The sequence below is a fragment of the Peribacillus simplex genome (genome assembly GCF_900156045.1).
Lineage (GTDB): Bacteria > Bacillota > Bacilli > Bacillales > DSM-1321 > Peribacillus > Peribacillus simplex_D.
Map to the genome: position 1 here is coordinate 1,107,756 of NZ_FTMX01000001.1, position 17,496 is coordinate 1,125,251.

The following is a 17,496-nucleotide window of genomic DNA, read 5'->3' on the forward strand; positions in this document are numbered from 1 at the left end:
CTCACCGCCCGCCCCGCGGAAAGCGAGCATCTGGAGGGGAAATCAACCACACCGCTTTACTTGGAAAATAGCAACAAAGTAAGCGAAAACAGCCTTTTTTAAAAAAGGAAATAGTTTCCCTTTTGTATAGAACGTTCATTCGGTAGAATAGGAGTATGAGGTGGTCATATGAAACTGCGAAAAAATTTACAAGAAGTCATCAATGATTTAAAAACAAATGAGGATTTTAAAGATAATATAGTACATTGGCAAGTAATTGAAGCAAAAGAGGCAAAACATGTACCTTTTCCCGATGCAATGAATGATAAAATCAAGCATGCTCTTGAATTACGGGGGATAAATGGATTGTATACCCACCAGGCAACAGCATTTGATACTGCTGTCAGTGGCAATAGCCTTGTAGCGGTCACACCTACAGCTTCTGGAAAAACATTATGCTATAATTTGCCGGTCCTTCAAAAAATATTGGAAGATGAAAAAACTAGGGCGCTTTATATTTTTCCGACAAAAGCACTGAGTTATGATCAAAAGAGCGAATTGAATGAAATGATTCATGAAATGGATGCTGAGATAAATAGTTATACATACGATGGGGACACACCTTCAAATATCAGGCAAAAAATCCGCCAGGCAGGACATATCGTGATCACCAATCCTGATATGCTCCATTCGGGAATCCTGCCCCATCATACGAAATGGGTCTCTTTGTTTGAAAACTTGAAGTATGTGGTAATCGATGAACTTCATATTTACCGAGGCGTTTTCGGAAGTCATACGGCCAACGTCATAAGAAGGTTAAAAAGGATCTGCAAGTTTTATGGAAGCGACCCTGTATTCATCTGTACTTCCGCTACGATCAATAACCCAAAAGAGTTGGCGGAAGAGCTCACGGAAAAACAAATGGTCCTAATCGATAATAACGGAGCCCCAAGTGGGAAAAAGCATTTTGTGTTTTACAATCCGCCAATAGTAAATAAACCGCTGAACATACGAAGGAGTGCGGTTTTGGAAGTCAGGAAACTTGCAAATGAATTTTTGAAAAATAAAATTCAAACGATCGTTTTTGCGCGAAGCAGGGTTCGTGTGGAAATTCTATTGACATATTTACAGGAACTTGTGTCAAAGCAATTGGGGCCAAAATCGATCAGGGGCTATCGCGGTGGATATCTGCCAACACAGCGCAGAGAAATTGAACAAGGACTCAGGGATGGTTCCATTTATGGAGTGGTTTCCACAAATGCACTTGAGTTGGGTGTCGATATCGGCCAGCTTCAGGTTTGCATAATGACTGGTTACCCGGGATCCATTTCGAGTGCCTGGCAACAGGCGGGACGAGCAGGTAGAAGGCATGGTGAAGCATTGATCGTCATGGTTGGCAGTTCTAGTGCCCTTGATCAATATATCGTACAGCATCCCGAATATTTCTTTACCAGAAATCCAGAAACTGCAAGAATCAATCCGGATAATCTATTGATCTTGGTTGATCATGTAAAATGTGCAGCATATGAGCTGCCATTTAAAAAAGGCGATACCTTCGGGAAAACAGAGATTATGGACGTTCTTGAATTCCTTACGGAAGAGAGGGTCTTACACTTGAATGGGGACAAATGGCATTGGATGAATGATGCTTTCCCTGCAAGCAATATCAGCCTTCGTTCAGCAGCACAGGAAAATGTCGTGATCATCGACCAAACGAATGCACCGGTTAATCGGGTCATAGGGGAAATGGATACGTTCAGTGCAATGACCCTCCTCCACGATGAAGCCATTTATTTGCACCAGGGAATTCAATTTCAGGTGGAAGAACTTGATTGGGATGAAAAGAAAGCTTATGTACGTGAAGTCAATGTGGATTATTATACGGATGCTAACCTTGCTGTTCAGTTGTCTGTATTGGAAGTCGATAAACAGCGAACTTTCGCTTCCACAGCAGCTGCTTTTGGTGATGTCGCAATCCGGGCGATGCCTACAATCTTCAAAAAAATCAAATTCGAAACTCATGAGAATATTGGTTCAGGACCAATCAGTCTCCCGGAGATGGAACTGCACACGAGTTCAGCCATGCTTTCCATGGATCCCGATATATTTAAGTGGGACGAAAATCGGATAGAACAAGGTATGATTGGTGCCTCCCATGCTCTTAATTACATGATTCCGCTACATGTTATGTGCGATCCGCATGATATTCATGTTTATCCGCAGGTTAAGGCAGCACATAATGAAAAGCCGACCATTTTTATCTATGATAGTTATCCGGGAGGCATAGGGTTAAGTGATAAAGTATATGAAAACTCTGAAGTCATTCTGCTTGAAACAATATCAATGATCGAAAATTGCGCTTGTGAAGGCGGCTGTCCTTCCTGTATCGGGACGGAATCCGCAACGAAAACAGCCAAGAGTGATGCCAAGCAATTATTGGGTCAATTTTGTAAGCAAAAACATTAATAGAGCGCAGTGAAGAGAGGTGTAATTTCATGTCTTTAAAAAATAAATTGAACCGTATGAAAACGCATATGAACCTAGGGAAACATCCTTCTCCCGTAGAAGAAGATGAACGGACAGTGAATGAAGAAATTCCTTACTATGAAAAGTGGCTGGAGAACGATACCGTTTCCTTTCATTTCGATGGTGACTATTGTTTCATTAGGGAAGTCCGCTATCCAATAAATCACAAACACGGATTATATGCATTTTCCGAGCTGAAAAAGGTTGTAAAAGAGTGGAATCAAACTTCATTGGAGCATCCACTATCCGCTAAGGGCGTTAAAAGTGAAGATCTGTTTTTCTTCGATACGGAAACAACTGGGCTAGGAGGCGGAGCCGGCAATACCATTTTTTTACTTGGCTATGCTTATTTAGAAGGTGAAGAAGTAGTCGTGAAGCAACATATCCTTCCGCAGCCTGGAAGTGAAATCCCGCTGTATCAAAGCTTTCTGGAAAACATCAATTACGAAACGCTTGTCACATATAATGGTAAATCCTTTGATTGGCCCCAGCTAAAAACCAGACATACCTTGATAAAAGAGCATGTACCAAAACTGCCGGAATTCGGACATTTCGATTTATATCATGCTTCAAGACGCCTTTGGAGAAACAAATTGGAACGAGTGAAATTATCATCAGTCGAAACAGATATTCTAGGTGTATATAGGGAGGATGATATTCCTGGATATTTGGCGCCGATGATTTATTTTGATTTTGTTGAGCGGAAGAATCCGGAAATTCTGTTTGGGATCATGAAGCATAATGAATTGGATATTTTATCACTGATCACATTGTATATTCATTTGTCCCGAAAAATCCTCCAAATCGATGGATATACGGAAGAGTCCATGGAAATTGCACGATGGCTCGCTTATTTGGGAAAAAAAGAGGAGTCAGTTGAGACATATCAAAAAATATTGGAAGCAGGAAATGAGGAAGATCGTATAATAGCTGGCCATGCCTTAGCCTTCCAGAAGAAGAAGCAAAAACTATTCAATGAAGCTTTGGAAATATGGAAGGAAGCCGCCTTAAAAGGAAATGTGCAAATAAGGATACAGGCACAGATAGAATGTGCAAAATTATATGAACATCAATTTAAGGACGTCGGTCTTGCCCTAAAATGTTCAATAATCGCACTTCAGGAGATGGAGAGTGAAGGGACCCTGCCAGGGAAAAAAAAGTTGGAATTGGAAAAGAGGATCCATCGGCTTGAAAAGAAAGAGCAATTTAATCGAATTACTATATGAAATATGGGAAATGAATTGGTCTTTTAGTGCAAAAGGCTGAAAATAAAAAATATGTATACAATTATTGTAGCCTTCAACTATTATGTGTAAAATGGAAAGAGTTGAGGGTGAAATTCCGAAGCGTTCATTTCATTCCTTTACATCATAAATTCAAGGTGAAAGCGGAGCGAAGAAATGTATAAAACGACTTTATTTCTATTTTTTGTTGTCCTTTGTTTAACGATTGTTTTATTTACTTCATTAAAAGATAGTCTCTATTCCTTTTTGTAGAAAATTACCCTCAGTACATTTGAAGGGATAGCATTAATTAATAGTGTACTTATCGACAGCCATACATCGTTTTATACTTATTCTGTATAATTAGGTCATTTCATCAGTACACGTATCCCCTTTTTTTCATAGTCTGTAATGGTAAGACTAAACTTATCATGATGAAAGGGGACGAATTATAAATGTATTTTCGTAATTGTGGAGGAAATAAACCCAATGTAATGGGAGTATCCAACAATGTAATGGGAGCATCCAACAATGTAATGGGCGCATACGGGAACGCACCTGGAGTAATGGGCGCATCAACCGGTAAAAATTCTAATGTAATGGGAGCGTCAACCGGTAAAAACTCTAACGTAATGGGAGCCTATAGTCCATCGGCTGTATCTCCAGCGCAATATGGTCCATCTGCTGTGTCTCCAGCGCAATATGGTCCATCTGCTGTGTCTCCAGCGCAATATGGTCCAACACAAACATCTCCATCTCAAGTTGCCCCAGCGCAAGTCTCTCCAACACAGCAATTTGTCAATACGAATGTATCGAACACAGTGATTCCTGTCGTTCATCCATCACATACTACAAATGTCAATAAGCATGTGAACACGTTTAAACATTATTTCCCGCATACTCAATCCGTGGTGAACGAGTGCTATAATCAACACTTGATTTGTGGAAGGCCGCCGCAAAACCCATGCTGTCCGCCTGGGAATTTCGGATATTAAAAATAAGGGCTTATTAAGCCCTTGTTTTCTTACATAATCATGTTAAAAGGAGATTTGTCAAGCGATGAAGGTTTTGTATATGACGGGCTATAAGGCTTTTGAATTCGGGATATTCAAAAATGACCATGAAGCCGTAAAATATATAAAGAAAGCGATGAAGCAGCGTCTCCTTCCATTGGCGGAAGATGGGCTGGAATGGGTGATCATCTCAGGTCAGTTGGGTACGGAACTATGGGGTGCAGAAGTGGTGTTCGAATTACAGGAGGAATATCCTCAGCTTAAATTAGGGGTGCTTACTCCTTTCCTGAAACAGGAAGAGTCATGGAACGAGACGAATCAAGATTATTACCGATCCATATTGGCCCGTGCCGATTTTGTTGAGTCCATTTTCAATAAACCATATGAAGGGCCACAACAACTGAAAATCAAAAATAGGTATATGGTCCATAAGAGCGATGCCATGCTCATCATTTTTGAAGCTGAAAAAGAAGGGTCATCCCGATATCCTTATTTCGAGGCGATGAAAAAAGCCGAAACACAGCCATACCCCATCTTTCAGATAAACTTTGATGATCTGCAACTGGCTGCGGAAGAAGCGAACTGGTCCGAAGAATGATGGAGTGAAAATAATTATGGTTTAAAAGTTGTTTCTAAAGCATAATCATATTATTATGAAATTTAGATACATATTTAATGGGAATACATATCGTTCACTAAACAGTATGCATACAAAAAGGTGTTTCGTTGACAAACCCAAGCAGATTTGAAAAAATAATAAAAAGTCGATTGTATTGGCGAAAGTATTGAGGTGAAGTCTTATGCTATCCGATAAGATAAAATTAACGGCTAAAGATATTCTTGAAAAAGATTTTAAAACAGCCATGCGCGGTTATAAACCTGAAGATGTGGATCAATTCCTGGATCTGATCATTAAAGATTATGAAGTGTTCCATCAGGAAATCGAAGATCTTAAACAAGAAAATCTTAAATTGAAAAAACTAGCCGAAGAGAGTACAAAACGTCCAAATCAACCTGCTCCAAGTGCCACTCCGGGAACCACTAACTTTGACATCCTTAAACGGTTATCCAACTTGGAAAAGCATGTTTTTGGTAATAAGCTTTTTGACTGAGGTTTTGCATTTTAAAAGTAAAAATTATTTTGGTATTGTTTTTTCATGAATAATGGAGTATAATCAATTATGTTATGTTAACGTTTGGGTAATTGCTGCTGCATTTATGCAGTAGAGGAAAGTCCATGCTCGCACGGACTGCGATGTCCGTAGTGTTCGTGCCTGGCGAAAAAATAAGCTTGGGCAGCAATCTTGGATTGCTGACGGCTGGGAAAATGCCTAAGTCCTTTTGGATATGGCATGAATACCTATAAAAGTGCCACAGTGACGTAGCCTTTATAGAAATGTAAAGGGTGGAACGAGGTAAACCCCACGAGCGAGAAACCCAAATTAATGGTAGGGGCGCTTTCTTCCTTGGAATTGAACGAGGAGAAGGACAGAAGCATATGCTTCTGTAGATAGATGATTACCGCCGAAGTACGAGACGCGAGTCGCTTGCAGTACTGAGGAACAAAACATGGCTTACAGAACGTTATCATATTACACCAAAAGCACAACTCTCCTTTTAAAAGGGGAGTTTTTGTTTATGGAGATTGCCAGATTATAAAAAGATTGGGCATTTCCATTTGTTTTTCGTTTTCTGAAACACCGCTGTGTTAAACTTAGAACTTGGCAAGTTTTTCATTCCATTTCGAAAAGTGTCAAGCGGAAAGAAAATGGGTTTGAAGAAGTCTGTCGGAAACGTTATTAAAAATAGTGTTGGAATGTAAAGCATTTCCTTGATTCTGGGTATCCTATTTATAAAGGTTCCCGAACCCTTCTGTTAGCTCAAAATGAAGGTATCAAGACGGAAAACTTCAAATTTAATGATAATGGATGGGCAGCATACATAATGAGTATTGATGATTTCAATCATATGATTGCAGCGTGTATCTTAAGGTACATGGATAATTGAGTAAAGTTTTATTTCAGGGCAATTAATAAATTTTCTCGCTACATGATCATGAAATAAGCTGGGGCAAACAATGAAGAATTCTAACTGAAAGATAAAAATCAATGCCTGATTCTTAAATACATAAATGAAGAAATTCAGGAAAAGGGGCCATTGATTTGGATTAATGGAAAGAAGGTGCAAGATTAATGAAACAATTCGATATTATCGCAACATCAGCAATGGGATTGGAATCAATTGTTGCCAAGGAGGTAAGGGATCTTGGTTACGATTGTCAAGTCGAAAATGGTAAAATCACATATAAAGGGGACCAATCCGCCATTGCCCGCTCTAATTTATGGCTGCGCAGTGCCGATAGGGTGAAAATTAAAGTCGCAGAATTTAAAGCATATTCATTTGATGAGTTGTTTGAAAAAACAAAGGCATTGAATTGGGAAGATTACTTATCAGCCGATGTAGAGTTCCCCGTGAGTGGAAAATCCGTTAAGTCAAAGCTTTACAGTGTCCCTGATTGTCAGGCTATAGTCAAAAAGGCGATTGTTGATAGATTGAAAAGTAAATATAAGCAAGTGTCCTGGTTTGCAGAGACTGGTCCTTTATTTAAAATTGAAGTATCTATTTTAAAAGATGTAGTGACACTTACCATAGATACTTCAGGTGCAGGATTGCATAAACGGGGATATCGGACAGGGCAGGGGGAGGCACCCCTAAAAGAAACATTGGCGGCTGCCTTAATCATGCTGACCAATTGGAAACCGGATAAACCTTTCATAGATCCATTTTGTGGCTCTGGAACGATTCCCATTGAGGCAGCCTTAATAGGGCAGAACATAGCACCTGGGTTTAACAGGGAATTCGTATCTGAAACCTGGGCATGGATGGACAGCAAGGTTTGGGATGAAGCGCGGATCGAGGCTGAAGATTTAGCCGATTATGATCAGTACTTGGACATAACCGGTTGTGATATTGACCATCGAATGGTCGATATAGCTAAAGCGAATAGTTTTGAAGCGGGTCTTGGTGATCTGATTGAATTCAAACAAATGCAGGTAAGGGATATCTCGACAAGGAAAGAGTATGGTGTAATTGTCGGAAACCCGCCTTATGGAGAACGTCTTGGTGAGAAAAAAGCGGTTGAGCAAATGTATAGGGAAATGGGCCCAGCCTTCAAGAAGCTTGATACATGGTCAGTATACATGATTACCTCCAATCCTGACTTCGAACAGCATTACGGTAAGCCTGCAACGAAAAAAAGGAAATTGTTCAATGGTTTCATCCGTGCTGACCTTTATCAATATTGGGGGAAAAGGCCGCCAAGACAGCCTCAAGGTGAATAAGTAGGTAGAATATAATGGAGGATTTTGATGGTCAGGACGATTTATTCATAATAGGTTCCAGTCTTGCTTATCATTTCCTTTTCTGTTATTCTAATAATGAATTATTTTTGTTCAGATTTAAGGAATACCTTAATATTCTCTTGAGCAAGGATAGTAATATAATGTGTGGAGAACACACTAGGAGGCAACAAAAATGGAACAAGGTAAAGTAAAATGGTTTAACGCAGAAAAAGGTTTTGGATTCATCGAACGTGAAGGTGGAGACGATGTATTCGTACATTTCTCAGCTATCCAAGGCGAAGGTTTCAAAACACTTGAAGAAGGCCAAGACGTTACATTTGATGTAGAACAAGGTCAACGTGGACCACAAGCATCAAACGTAAACAAAGCTTAATTCAACCCTATATTATTTACAGACAGGCTCTCTTTTGGAGCCTGTCTTTTATTTTACGAATCGGGTAACCTGGCAGCATACATAAAAAAACATACATAATACGTATCATTTCTGATGGTTGGTAAATATCTTGACTATTAATGTGAAATAAAGGATAATATACTTTTGCCTAAGATTGTAATGATTCGGATACTATATACTGATGATAGATAAAAGGGGAGACCATGATGCTTAAAACACTGCCTTTTTCGGTAACAAAGGAAGATTCTTTTTACGATAAGCTTTCAGAATGGATCGGTGATGTTTTTTACGATATTCTTCCCGAAAAAGGATTTGAGCTGCGTGACGAACAAATCTTCATGGCTTTTCAGTTAGAAAAGGCCTTTAAAGAAAAGAATGTAAGTTTTGCTGAAGCTGGGGTAGGGACCGGTAAGACTTTGGTCTATTTACTATATGCGATTTGTTATGCGAGATATACGAATAAACCTGCAATTATTTCGTGTGCAGATGAAACGTTGATTGAACAGCTTGTCAAAGAGGAAGGCGACATCCAAAAAATCAAGAATGCTTTAGGTATTGAAGTGGATGTTCGGCTTGCCAAGTATCATGATCAATATGTATGTCTTAAAAAATTGGATTACGCAGTGAATCATGAAGATTCCGAGGGAATAGATCAGTTATATGATGAACTTCCCAAGTTTGTCCATGATAACTCATCCATGAACGCCTATACAGCATATGGGGACCGTAAACAGTATCCATATTTAAATGATGAAGACTGGTCTAAAGTTGGCTGGGATCAACTCCAAAACTGTTTTACCTGTGATAAACGCCATCGGTGTGGGCAAACCCTATCACGTGACCACTACCGAAAATCAAGTGATTTGATCATTTGTTCACATGACTTCTTCATGGAGCATGTATGGACTAAGGAAAAGCGTAAGCGTGAAGGACAGTTACCATTGCTGCCTGATCATAGCTGCGTTGTTTTTGATGAAGGTCACCTATTGGAATTTGCTGCTCAAAAGGCTTTAACTTATAAAGTTGGGGAACAGACCCTTGCTTCAGTTTTAGAATTGCTTACAGCCAATCAGGTTCGTGAAGAAACCTTATACATCATTGAGGATTTAATTGATATCAATGAAGAGTTTTTTGATTTGTTGGATGAAAAAGCGATACATGTCAGTGGATCTAATCGTTACGAAATTCCGATGTCCAAAGAAATAACAAACTTTGCGCAAAAGCTTCACAAAAAGGTTGAAGAGTTAGAGGAGAACCTTGTTTTTGAAGCGGAAATGTACACGATCAATGATTATGATTTAAAAGTGACGGAAGAATATTTAGAGCAGCTGGGTTACTCACTTTCTCTATTTGTGAAGGATGAGCAGGCCGTTTCCTGGTTTGAAGAAAATGAAATGACCAAAACATTGGTCATCATGCCAAGGCTTGTACAGGATATTTTGTCTGAACAGGTTTTCTCTAAAAAAATCCCTTACATTTTTTCATCGGCAACATTATCAGATAATAAATCCTTCCAATATATTGCAGATAGTTTAGGGATAGAAAAGTATGACAGCTTCTCCGTTGAATCACCATTTGATTACGATGAAGTCATGAAATTGAACATGCCGGTCTTCGAAAATGGAGATCAATTGGCAAAACTTCAATATACGATGAAGACGATCGAGGAAAATGAAGGTCGAACACTAGTGTTATTTCATTCAAAAGAAGAATTGCATTGGTTCAAGGAAAACTGCCCAATATCTTCTTATCCATTTTATTTTGAAGGCGAAGCGGAAATCAGCGAGCTTGTTAAGAAGTTCCAAGAGGATGAGCAATCTGTCCTTTTCTCCTATCATTTATGGGAAGGGCTTGATGTTCCAGGACCTTCATTACAAAATGTAGTGATACACTCCCTTCCATTCCCGCCACGAGATCCGGTTTTCGAGGCCAAACGCAACTCGGTTACCGACGCATTCGAAGAAGTGGATCTTCCATACATGCTCCTTCGATTGCGCCAGGGAATAGGGCGATTGATCAGGACGAGCAATGATTCGGGAACAGTCCAGATTTTGACCGAAAAGGATCTTTCGGAACAGGTGAAAGAGAAGATTGTATCCATTCTTCCTGTAACGCTTTAACTAAAGTCCAGTCCAAAATAAGAGCCAAGGTGCCCCTTGGCTCTTATTTTATTTTAATTTATTTATCGAAGTGGTTCTGATATGAAAGACTTTTGTATAATATGGTAAAGTGTAGTTGGAAGGAGCAGTGAATATGAAAAAAAAGGGTATCGATCTGATAGAAAAAGAGTTTAGAGAATATGTAAAGAAAATCTCGGCCTATAATGAAGCTCTCGCGTTAATTTTTTGGGATTTGCGTACAGGTGCACCGAAACAGGGAGTTGAGCAGCGTTCCGAAGTTATCGGCGTGCTTTCCTCCGAGGTGTTTAATATGAGCACAAGTAAAGAAATGGAATCCTTCATTGCCGAACTTTCGCTGGAGAAAGCCACTCTTAGTGAAACGACGAATAAAATGGTACAAGAGTGCAAAAAAGAGTTTGAAAGGAATAAGAAAATTCCTGCCAACGAATATAAGGAATTCGTCATTTTACAATCGCGTTCTGAAAGTGCATGGGAAGAGGCAAGGGAAAAAGCTGATTTTTCTTTATTTCAACCTTATTTGGAACAAATTGTAGCTTATACCCGTAGGTTCGTAGAGTACTGGGGATATGAAGGGACGAAATATAATACCCTTTTAGATATGTATGAACCTGGCATGACCGTAGATATACTTGACAGCGTATTCAGTGAGCTTCGGGCGAGGATTGTTCCATTGGTAAAACAGATTGCCGAAAGCGAACATAGACCTGAAACAGCGTTCCTATATAAAGAATTTCCAAAAGACAAACAGCATCAACTTAACTTGGAAATTTTAAAACAGCTAGGATACGATTTCAAGGCTGGCAGGCTCGATGAAACAGTTCACCCTTTTGAAATTAGAATAAACAGGGGCGATGTCCGGGTGACGACCCGATACGATGAAAAGGATTTTAGGGGAGCAATCTTTGGGACCATTCATGAATGCGGACATGCCATTTATGAGCAGAATATCGCCGAAGAATTAACTGGAACACTTCTCGATGGCGGGACATCAATGGGGATCCATGAATCACAATCATTGTTTTTCGAAAACTTCATCGGACGGGACCATAACTTCTGGAAAAATAAATTCTCCTTATTAAAGGAATATGCTCCCGAACAATTCAACGATGTGACACTGGATGAATTTTACCGGGGCATTAACGAATCAAAACCATCGCTCATCCGTATTGAAGCAGATGAACTGACGTATCCTCTACATATTATGATTCGGTATGAACTGGAAAAGGCTCTCTTTAATGGAGAACTTGAAGTGAAGGATTTACCGGAAGTCTGGAATGAAAAATACAGGGATTATTTAGGAATTGTGCCTGAAAATGATGCCATGGGCGTGTTGCAAGATGTACACTGGGCAGATGGCAGCTTTGGTTATTTCCCTTCTTATGCATTGGGATATATGTATGCAGCCCAAATCAAGCAATCGATGCTTAAAGATTTGCCTGATTTTGATGGACTGTTGGAAGCGGGTGATATTGCTCCAATCAGGAAATGGCTTAATGAAAAGATACATAAATACGGAAAAACAAAAAAGCCTCTTGAGATTTTGAAAGAAACGACAGGAGAGGGCCTGAATGTTCAGTATTTAATAAAGTATCTTGAAAATAAATATAAAGAAGTTTATAAAATCAAATGAATCAAAAGAAGAAGGACTTGGAGTAAATGTCAAGACCTTCTTCTTTTTTTCGGGTAGTTGCAAAAGTGACGTGTATGATACCAGTAAATGGAACGTAAAGAGGGGTGATTATTTCTATTGAGAGGAAAATCCCTGTTATTTAGGCTTGTGATTTCGCAATTTTCTAATAATACGAATGATGATTTGATTTTTTGAATGAAAGTTCGGTTTTTATCAAAAATACCTTTTCAAATAGAGCCAGCGTTGTTATAATTCATATATTAATAAAAAAATAAAGTTTCACTCGTATAATAGCAGGGATATGGCCTGCAAGTTTCTACCGGATTACCGTAAATAATTCGACTATGGGTGAGTAATAGATCTTGTTGCATAATGAAGGTTTTTGCTGATCCTTTTTCATTCATGCCCAAGAAGTATTGCTTCACTCCAAAAAAGTGCCGCAATGTTTCTTGGGCTTTTTTATATGCCGGGAAATGATTGCAAGATTGGGAGGAACCTTCATGCAACTTTTAAAGGAAAAAATCTTGTCCGAGGGTCAAGCTTTATCAGAAGATATTTTAAAAGTAGATTCATTCTTAAATCATCAAATGGATCCTGTGCTAATGAAAGAAATTGGTAAAGAATTTGTAAAACGTTTCGAACAAAAGGAAATAACGAAAGTGCTGACGATTGAATCTTCAGGCATTGGACCTGGTTTGATGGCTGCGTTGGAATTGGAAGTTCCGCTAATTTTTGCCCGTAAACGTAAATCACTTACTTTAACAAATGATTTAGTGACCGCGTCCGTTCATTCCTTTACAAAAAAAGAAACCAATACTATCACGGTTTCCAATAAATATATTGAAGCTGGGGATAAGGTTTTGATCATCGATGACTTCCTTGCGGTCGGACAGGCAGCCCGGGGCTTGGTGGAAATCTGTCAGCAGGTTGGAGCAGAAGTGGCCGGAATTGGCATCGTGATTGAAAAAGCATTCCAAAGCGGTGGTAAGGATCTTAGGGAACAAGGTTTTCAAGTTGAATCACTTGCGAGGATTGCTGAGTTGAAATTCGGTGAGATTACATTCGCCGACGAAATGGAAGGAGCAACCGTCAATGTCTAATCAATCACCTTTAAAAGTGGCTTCCTTAGGATTACAACATGTCCTTGCCATGTATGCCGGTGCAGTCGTCATTCCATTGATCGTCGGTGGGGCGCTGGAATTGACTGCAGCGCAGTTGACTTATTTAGTTTCGATAGACATTTTGATGTGCGGGATAGCAACTTTATTGCAAGTGTGGAAAAATAAGTTCTTTGGAATTGGACTTCCGGTCGTCCTAGGCTGTACATTCACAGCAGTTAGCCCGATGATTGCAATTGGTACGCAATATGGAATCAACTCCATTTATGGATCTATATTGGTGTCGGGATTGATCGTCGTTATCATTAGTAAATTCTTCGGAAAACTGGCAAGGTTTTTCCCACCCATCGTCACTGGATCGGTGGTTTTGATTATTGGCATAACGCTCATTCCTGTTGCCATCAACAATCTTGGTGGAGGTCAAGGTGCTGCTGATTTCGGAGACTTGAATAATGTTGCTCTTGGTTTTGGAACTTTGTTATTCATCATATTCATGTATAAGTTCTCATCGGGATTCCTGCGCTCCATTTCTATTTTATTGGGGTTGTTAGTCGGAACATTTGCAGCTTTCTTCCTTGGAAAAGTGGATTTTAGCTCAGTGGTTAGTGCCACTTGGCTGCATATGCCTCATTTTTTCTACTTTGGAGCTCCGACATTTAATGTCACGGCGATCATTACGATGACATTGGTGGCGATCGTCAGCTTGGTGGAATCGACTGGTGTTTATTATGCCCTTGGTGAAATCACGGATAAAGAGATATCAGAAGACGATCTAGCTCGCGGATATCGTGCTGAGGGTCTGGCCATCATGATTGGTGGTTTGTTCAATTCGTTTCCGTATACGGCATTTTCACAAAATGTCGGATTGATTCAATTGTCAGGCATTAAAACAAAAAATGTAATTTACACAACAGCGGGCATTCTCATTTTCATAGGATTTGTTCCAAAAATTGGTGCATTCACGACGATTATTCCTTCATCCGTGCTTGGCGGTGCAATGGTTGCAATGTTCGGTATGGTAATTGCCGCTGGAATTAAGATGTTGAGTAAAGTGGATTTTGCCTCTCAAGAAAATTTATTGATCATCGCTTGTTCAGTAGGTATGGGACTTGGTGTGACGGTCGTTCCTGAACTATTTGCACAAATTCCGGAAAACTTTCAAATCTTGACGGAAAACGGTATTGTAGCCGGAAGTTTGACCGCCATTTTCTTGAATATCGTTTTTAACATCGTCCCTACAAAAGGGAAAGTGAAGGAAGCTCGTATTGAAGGGCAAAAAGTAGCCTGATTAATAATAGATTCGGTAAACTTGATAGATTCAACCATTTAATGCCTAAAATCCTCAGGTAATGAGGATTTTAGGCATTTTTTCATTTATGCCAAGCATATCATTGATAATGAAATTGAAGTTTTGTCAGATAAAAGGAAACTCTCTTCACTTTTTGAATATATTGATAGTATATGTTCAGGAAAGTAGTGATAGGGATGGAGAAAAAATATTGTATTCATTGTCGAACCATTTTAAGCCAGGAGTTTAGGTGCAGCGTTTGTGGAAAAGAGGAGTTTCAAAATATCATTATTCAAGTGCAAAATCAATCTTCTGTAAAGAAAGAAGAGTGACAGCGCCCCCTTACAGATTTTTGGTAAGGGGGTTTAATATTTCATGATTACATATCGATAATAAAGATGATATGAAGAGTACAAACGCCTTTTATTGACATGGGTATATAGATTGCTTCTTGATTGCCCACAAAAACGGTGGGTGGGGTAATATCATTAAATGCATCCCCGCCTGCTAAAGAAGTGGCCACTGGAAAGCATGTTGCCGAGTTCTGCTGCAAAAGATTCAAGCATCTCACCTTCTAACGGCATGCAAAACGTGCTTTCACCTAATTTGCTCATTTATTCTCCCACGGATATCCCCTGTCATGCCAATAAGGACGCTTTTGATTCCTATTAGAAAGGCTGTTTTAAGAGGTACACGGCTTTTAAATGTCAAAAGAGAAAGGAATAACGAACTTAACGGCCACGATCGATAAGGCATAATTGATATCCTGCTGGGTATATTAACCATATCATGAATGATAAGGGGTGCAATCATGCCGTATTTATTATCTGCATCACATATAAAGCTGCCACATTTACTTTCTCAGGAGAAAATCTTGGAATTTTCGAGAGAAATATTTGGAGCCTCATTTAAGAATATAGAAAGGTTACTTAAAGCCTTTAAGAATGGACAAGTGGAAAATCGATATTTTTCTAATGATCTTGATTGGTTTAAAGAGGATCATTCTTTTGCCGATCGGAATGATTTATATATTCAACAGGCAGTCAAGTTTGGGAAAGAAGCTATAGAAAAATGTTTAGCCAACCCAGAATTTTTAAAAGAAGAACTGCAGGCAAACGAGTTAGATGCTTTCTTCTTTATCTCAAGCACGGGTATTGCTACCCCGACAATTGATGCCAGGATAATGAATGAACTTCCATTTAGCCCGCATGCTAAAAGGATTCCGATTTGGGGACTTGGCTGTGCAGGGGGAGCAAGTGGCCTATCGCGTGCATTTGAATATTGCCAAGCATACCCGACGGCGAAGGTCATTGTTTTATGTGTGGAGTTATGTAGCCTGACGTTTCAAAGGAATGATATCTCCAAAAGCAATTTAATTGGAACTTCTTTATTTTCTGATGGAGTAAGCTGTGTTTTGGTTTGCGGTGATGAAGTGCCTGATGAACAGTTTTCAAAAAAAGTAAGACATCTGCAATTTTTGAATTCGCAATCCACGCTAATGCCGAATTCATTGGACGTAATGGGGTGGGATGTTAAAGATCAAGGGTTATATGTGATCTTTTCTAAAGATATCCCTACAATCATCAAAGATTGGCTTAAACCGAATGTTCAAGAGTTCTTAATGGAGAATGGATTGGATCTCAGGGATATAAAAGATTTCATTGCTCATCCCGGAGGCAAAAAAGTAATTGATGCGTATCACGAAGCCCTCGGGTTCGATGAAAGCATGACGGCAGAGTCAATGAGCGTATTGAGGGAATTTGGCAATATGTCCTCAGCAACTATTTTGTACGTCCTGGAGAGGTTCATGCAGCGTGGCGGGAATAAAGATGAGGTGGGCTTGGCTGCTGCATTGGGGCCTGGGTTTTCGTCTGAACTTGTGTTAATGAGGTGGAAGTGATGATCTTTGCCATTTTCATTATCTTGATCGCTATACAGCGCATGTTTGAATTATATATCGCCAAACAAAATGAAAAACAGCTAAAGTCTGCCGGAGCAGTGGAATATGGTGAGTCCCATTACAGTTGGATGGTTCTAATGCACCTTAGTTTTTTTATTGCTCTCATTATTGAAGTGGTCGTGCTTGAAAGGGATGTGGCTGGACTATGGCCTATTTGGCTGACCCTTTTTCTAATTGCACAGTCAGGCAGGATTTGGGTAATCCGTTCATTGGGCAAACATTGGAATACAAAAATCATAGTGGTTCCTGATGCCGATGTGGTCATTAAAGGTCCTTATAAATATTTCAAACATCCGAACTATATCATAGTGGCAACTGAGATCATGGTTATTTCTTTATTATTCAATGCATATTATACTGCTATCATCTTTAGTTTATTGAATGTTTGGATGATGACGGTAAGAATCCCATTGGAAGAGAAAGCCTTAAAGGAACATACGGAATATTCTACGGTTTTTAAGGGAAAATAATAAAAAAAGTTAATTTCTTATTGAAAACGATTATCGTTCGTGATAAGATTCTAAATGAAGATGAAAATTATTCTCATTCGGATTTCGATAAATATATTTTAACAACTAAAAGCTAATCAATATATAAGAGGATGGTGTTGGTAATGGTTTGGCTATTCATTTTATTGACAATCGTTACATATGGTTTTGTGATGAAACATGTATTGAATAATATTCAAAAATCGGCAAAGGCAGTAAAGCCTTATACCGAGTCACCAATGGAAAACCGGACTGCTTTTAACCCCGCCCCTACAACCAGGTAAATATCCTGGTTTTTTTTGCATTCAAAATCAATCGGCATGAATCCACCAATCGGTGGTTTTTTTTTTGAACATGGCCAGCGATGAATCATA

At 39.3% G+C, this 17,496-nt stretch carries 15 protein-coding genes, 1 other RNA gene and 1 riboswitch; of the genes, 15 read left to right on the forward strand and 1 reads right to left on the reverse strand.

The window, feature by feature from the left end:
• The first annotated feature begins 168 nt into the window (after positions 1-168).
• The 12 genes from BW986_RS05335 to BW986_RS05395 all read left to right on the forward strand — a co-directional run bounded on the left by BW986_RS05335 (position 169) and on the right by BW986_RS05395 (position 14,674).
• On the forward strand, positions 169-2,445 hold the full coding sequence (locus BW986_RS05335; protein ID WP_076365751.1) for a DEAD/DEAH box helicase: 2,277 nt from the start codon (positions 169-171) through the stop codon (positions 2,443-2,445).
• Between the two features lie 29 nt (positions 2,446-2,474).
• A complete protein-coding gene (locus BW986_RS05340) occupies positions 2,475-3,731 on the forward strand; it encodes a ribonuclease H-like domain-containing protein (protein ID WP_076365753.1) in 1,257 nt (418 codons plus the stop codon).
• A gap of 452 nt (positions 3,732-4,183) precedes the next feature.
• Complete coding sequence (locus BW986_RS05345; RefSeq protein ID WP_260320735.1) at positions 4,184-4,723, forward strand: CotD family spore coat protein; 540 nt, start codon at positions 4,184-4,186, stop codon at positions 4,721-4,723.
• Positions 4,724-4,787: 64 nt separating this feature from the next.
• Positions 4,788-5,339: an SLOG family protein gene (locus tag BW986_RS05350; protein WP_076365755.1), complete on the forward strand. Its 552-nt coding sequence runs from the start codon at positions 4,788-4,790 to the stop codon at positions 5,337-5,339.
• Between the two features lie 202 nt (positions 5,340-5,541).
• On the forward strand, positions 5,542-5,853 hold the full coding sequence (gene gpsB, locus BW986_RS05355; RefSeq protein WP_076365757.1) for a cell division regulator GpsB: 312 nt from the start codon (positions 5,542-5,544) through the stop codon (positions 5,851-5,853).
• A gap of 80 nt (positions 5,854-5,933) precedes the next feature.
• An RNA gene (gene rnpB, locus BW986_RS05360) (RNase P RNA component class B) lies at positions 5,934-6,323 on the forward strand.
• Positions 6,324-6,933: 610 nt separating this feature from the next.
• Positions 6,934-8,082 (forward strand): THUMP domain-containing class I SAM-dependent RNA methyltransferase, encoded by a 1,149-nt coding sequence (locus BW986_RS05365; RefSeq protein ID WP_076365759.1) that lies wholly within the window; start codon positions 6,934-6,936, stop codon positions 8,080-8,082.
• A 193-nt stretch (positions 8,083-8,275) separates the two neighbouring features.
• Positions 8,276-8,476 (forward strand): cold-shock protein, encoded by a 201-nt coding sequence (locus BW986_RS05375; protein WP_034307871.1) that lies wholly within the window; start codon positions 8,276-8,278, stop codon positions 8,474-8,476.
• Positions 8,477-8,700: 224 nt separating this feature from the next.
• Positions 8,701-10,617 carry an ATP-dependent DNA helicase gene (locus tag BW986_RS05380; protein ID WP_076365763.1) on the forward strand — a complete coding sequence of 639 codons (1,917 nt, stop codon included), beginning with the start codon at positions 8,701-8,703 and terminating at the stop codon, positions 10,615-10,617.
• Between the two features lie 133 nt (positions 10,618-10,750).
• Positions 10,751-12,268 (forward strand): carboxypeptidase M32, encoded by a 1,518-nt coding sequence (locus tag BW986_RS05385; RefSeq protein WP_076365765.1) that lies wholly within the window; start codon positions 10,751-10,753, stop codon positions 12,266-12,268.
• A 263-nt stretch (positions 12,269-12,531) separates the two neighbouring features.
• A riboswitch (purine riboswitch) is annotated at positions 12,532-12,633 on the forward strand.
• Positions 12,634-12,768: 135 nt separating this feature from the next.
• Positions 12,769-13,368 carry a xanthine phosphoribosyltransferase gene (locus BW986_RS05390; RefSeq protein WP_076365767.1) on the forward strand — a complete coding sequence of 200 codons (600 nt, stop codon included), beginning with the start codon at positions 12,769-12,771 and terminating at the stop codon, positions 13,366-13,368.
• Entirely contained in the window at positions 13,361-14,674 is a 1,314-nt protein-coding gene (locus BW986_RS05395) for a nucleobase:cation symporter-2 family protein (protein ID WP_076365769.1), read from the forward strand. Before BW986_RS05390 ends, BW986_RS05395 begins: the two co-directional genes overlap by 8 nt.
• Before the next feature lie 379 nt (positions 14,675-15,053).
• Here the strand turns inward: BW986_RS05395 and BW986_RS05400 are convergent, their stop codons facing one another.
• On the reverse strand, positions 15,054-15,236 hold the full coding sequence (locus tag BW986_RS05400; protein WP_076365771.1) for a hypothetical protein: 183 nt from the start codon (positions 15,234-15,236) through the stop codon (positions 15,054-15,056).
• A gap of 249 nt (positions 15,237-15,485) precedes the next feature.
• Between BW986_RS05400 and BW986_RS05405 the strand changes: the two genes are divergently transcribed.
• The 3 genes from BW986_RS05405 to BW986_RS30040 all read left to right on the forward strand — a co-directional run bounded on the left by BW986_RS05405 (position 15,486) and on the right by BW986_RS30040 (position 17,406).
• Positions 15,486-16,574 (forward strand): type III polyketide synthase, encoded by a 1,089-nt coding sequence (locus BW986_RS05405; protein ID WP_076365773.1) that lies wholly within the window; start codon positions 15,486-15,488, stop codon positions 16,572-16,574.
• Positions 16,574-17,104, forward strand: a complete 531-nt coding sequence (locus tag BW986_RS05410; protein ID WP_076365775.1) for an isoprenylcysteine carboxyl methyltransferase family protein — start codon at positions 16,574-16,576, stop codon at positions 17,102-17,104. The genes BW986_RS05405 and BW986_RS05410 overlap by 1 nt, the downstream gene beginning before the upstream one ends.
• Positions 17,105-17,247: 143 nt before the next feature.
• Positions 17,248-17,406, forward strand: coding sequence for a hypothetical protein (locus BW986_RS30040; RefSeq protein ID WP_179086004.1), 159 nt, complete (start codon positions 17,248-17,250; stop codon positions 17,404-17,406).
• Positions 17,407-17,496 lie beyond the last annotated feature (90 nt).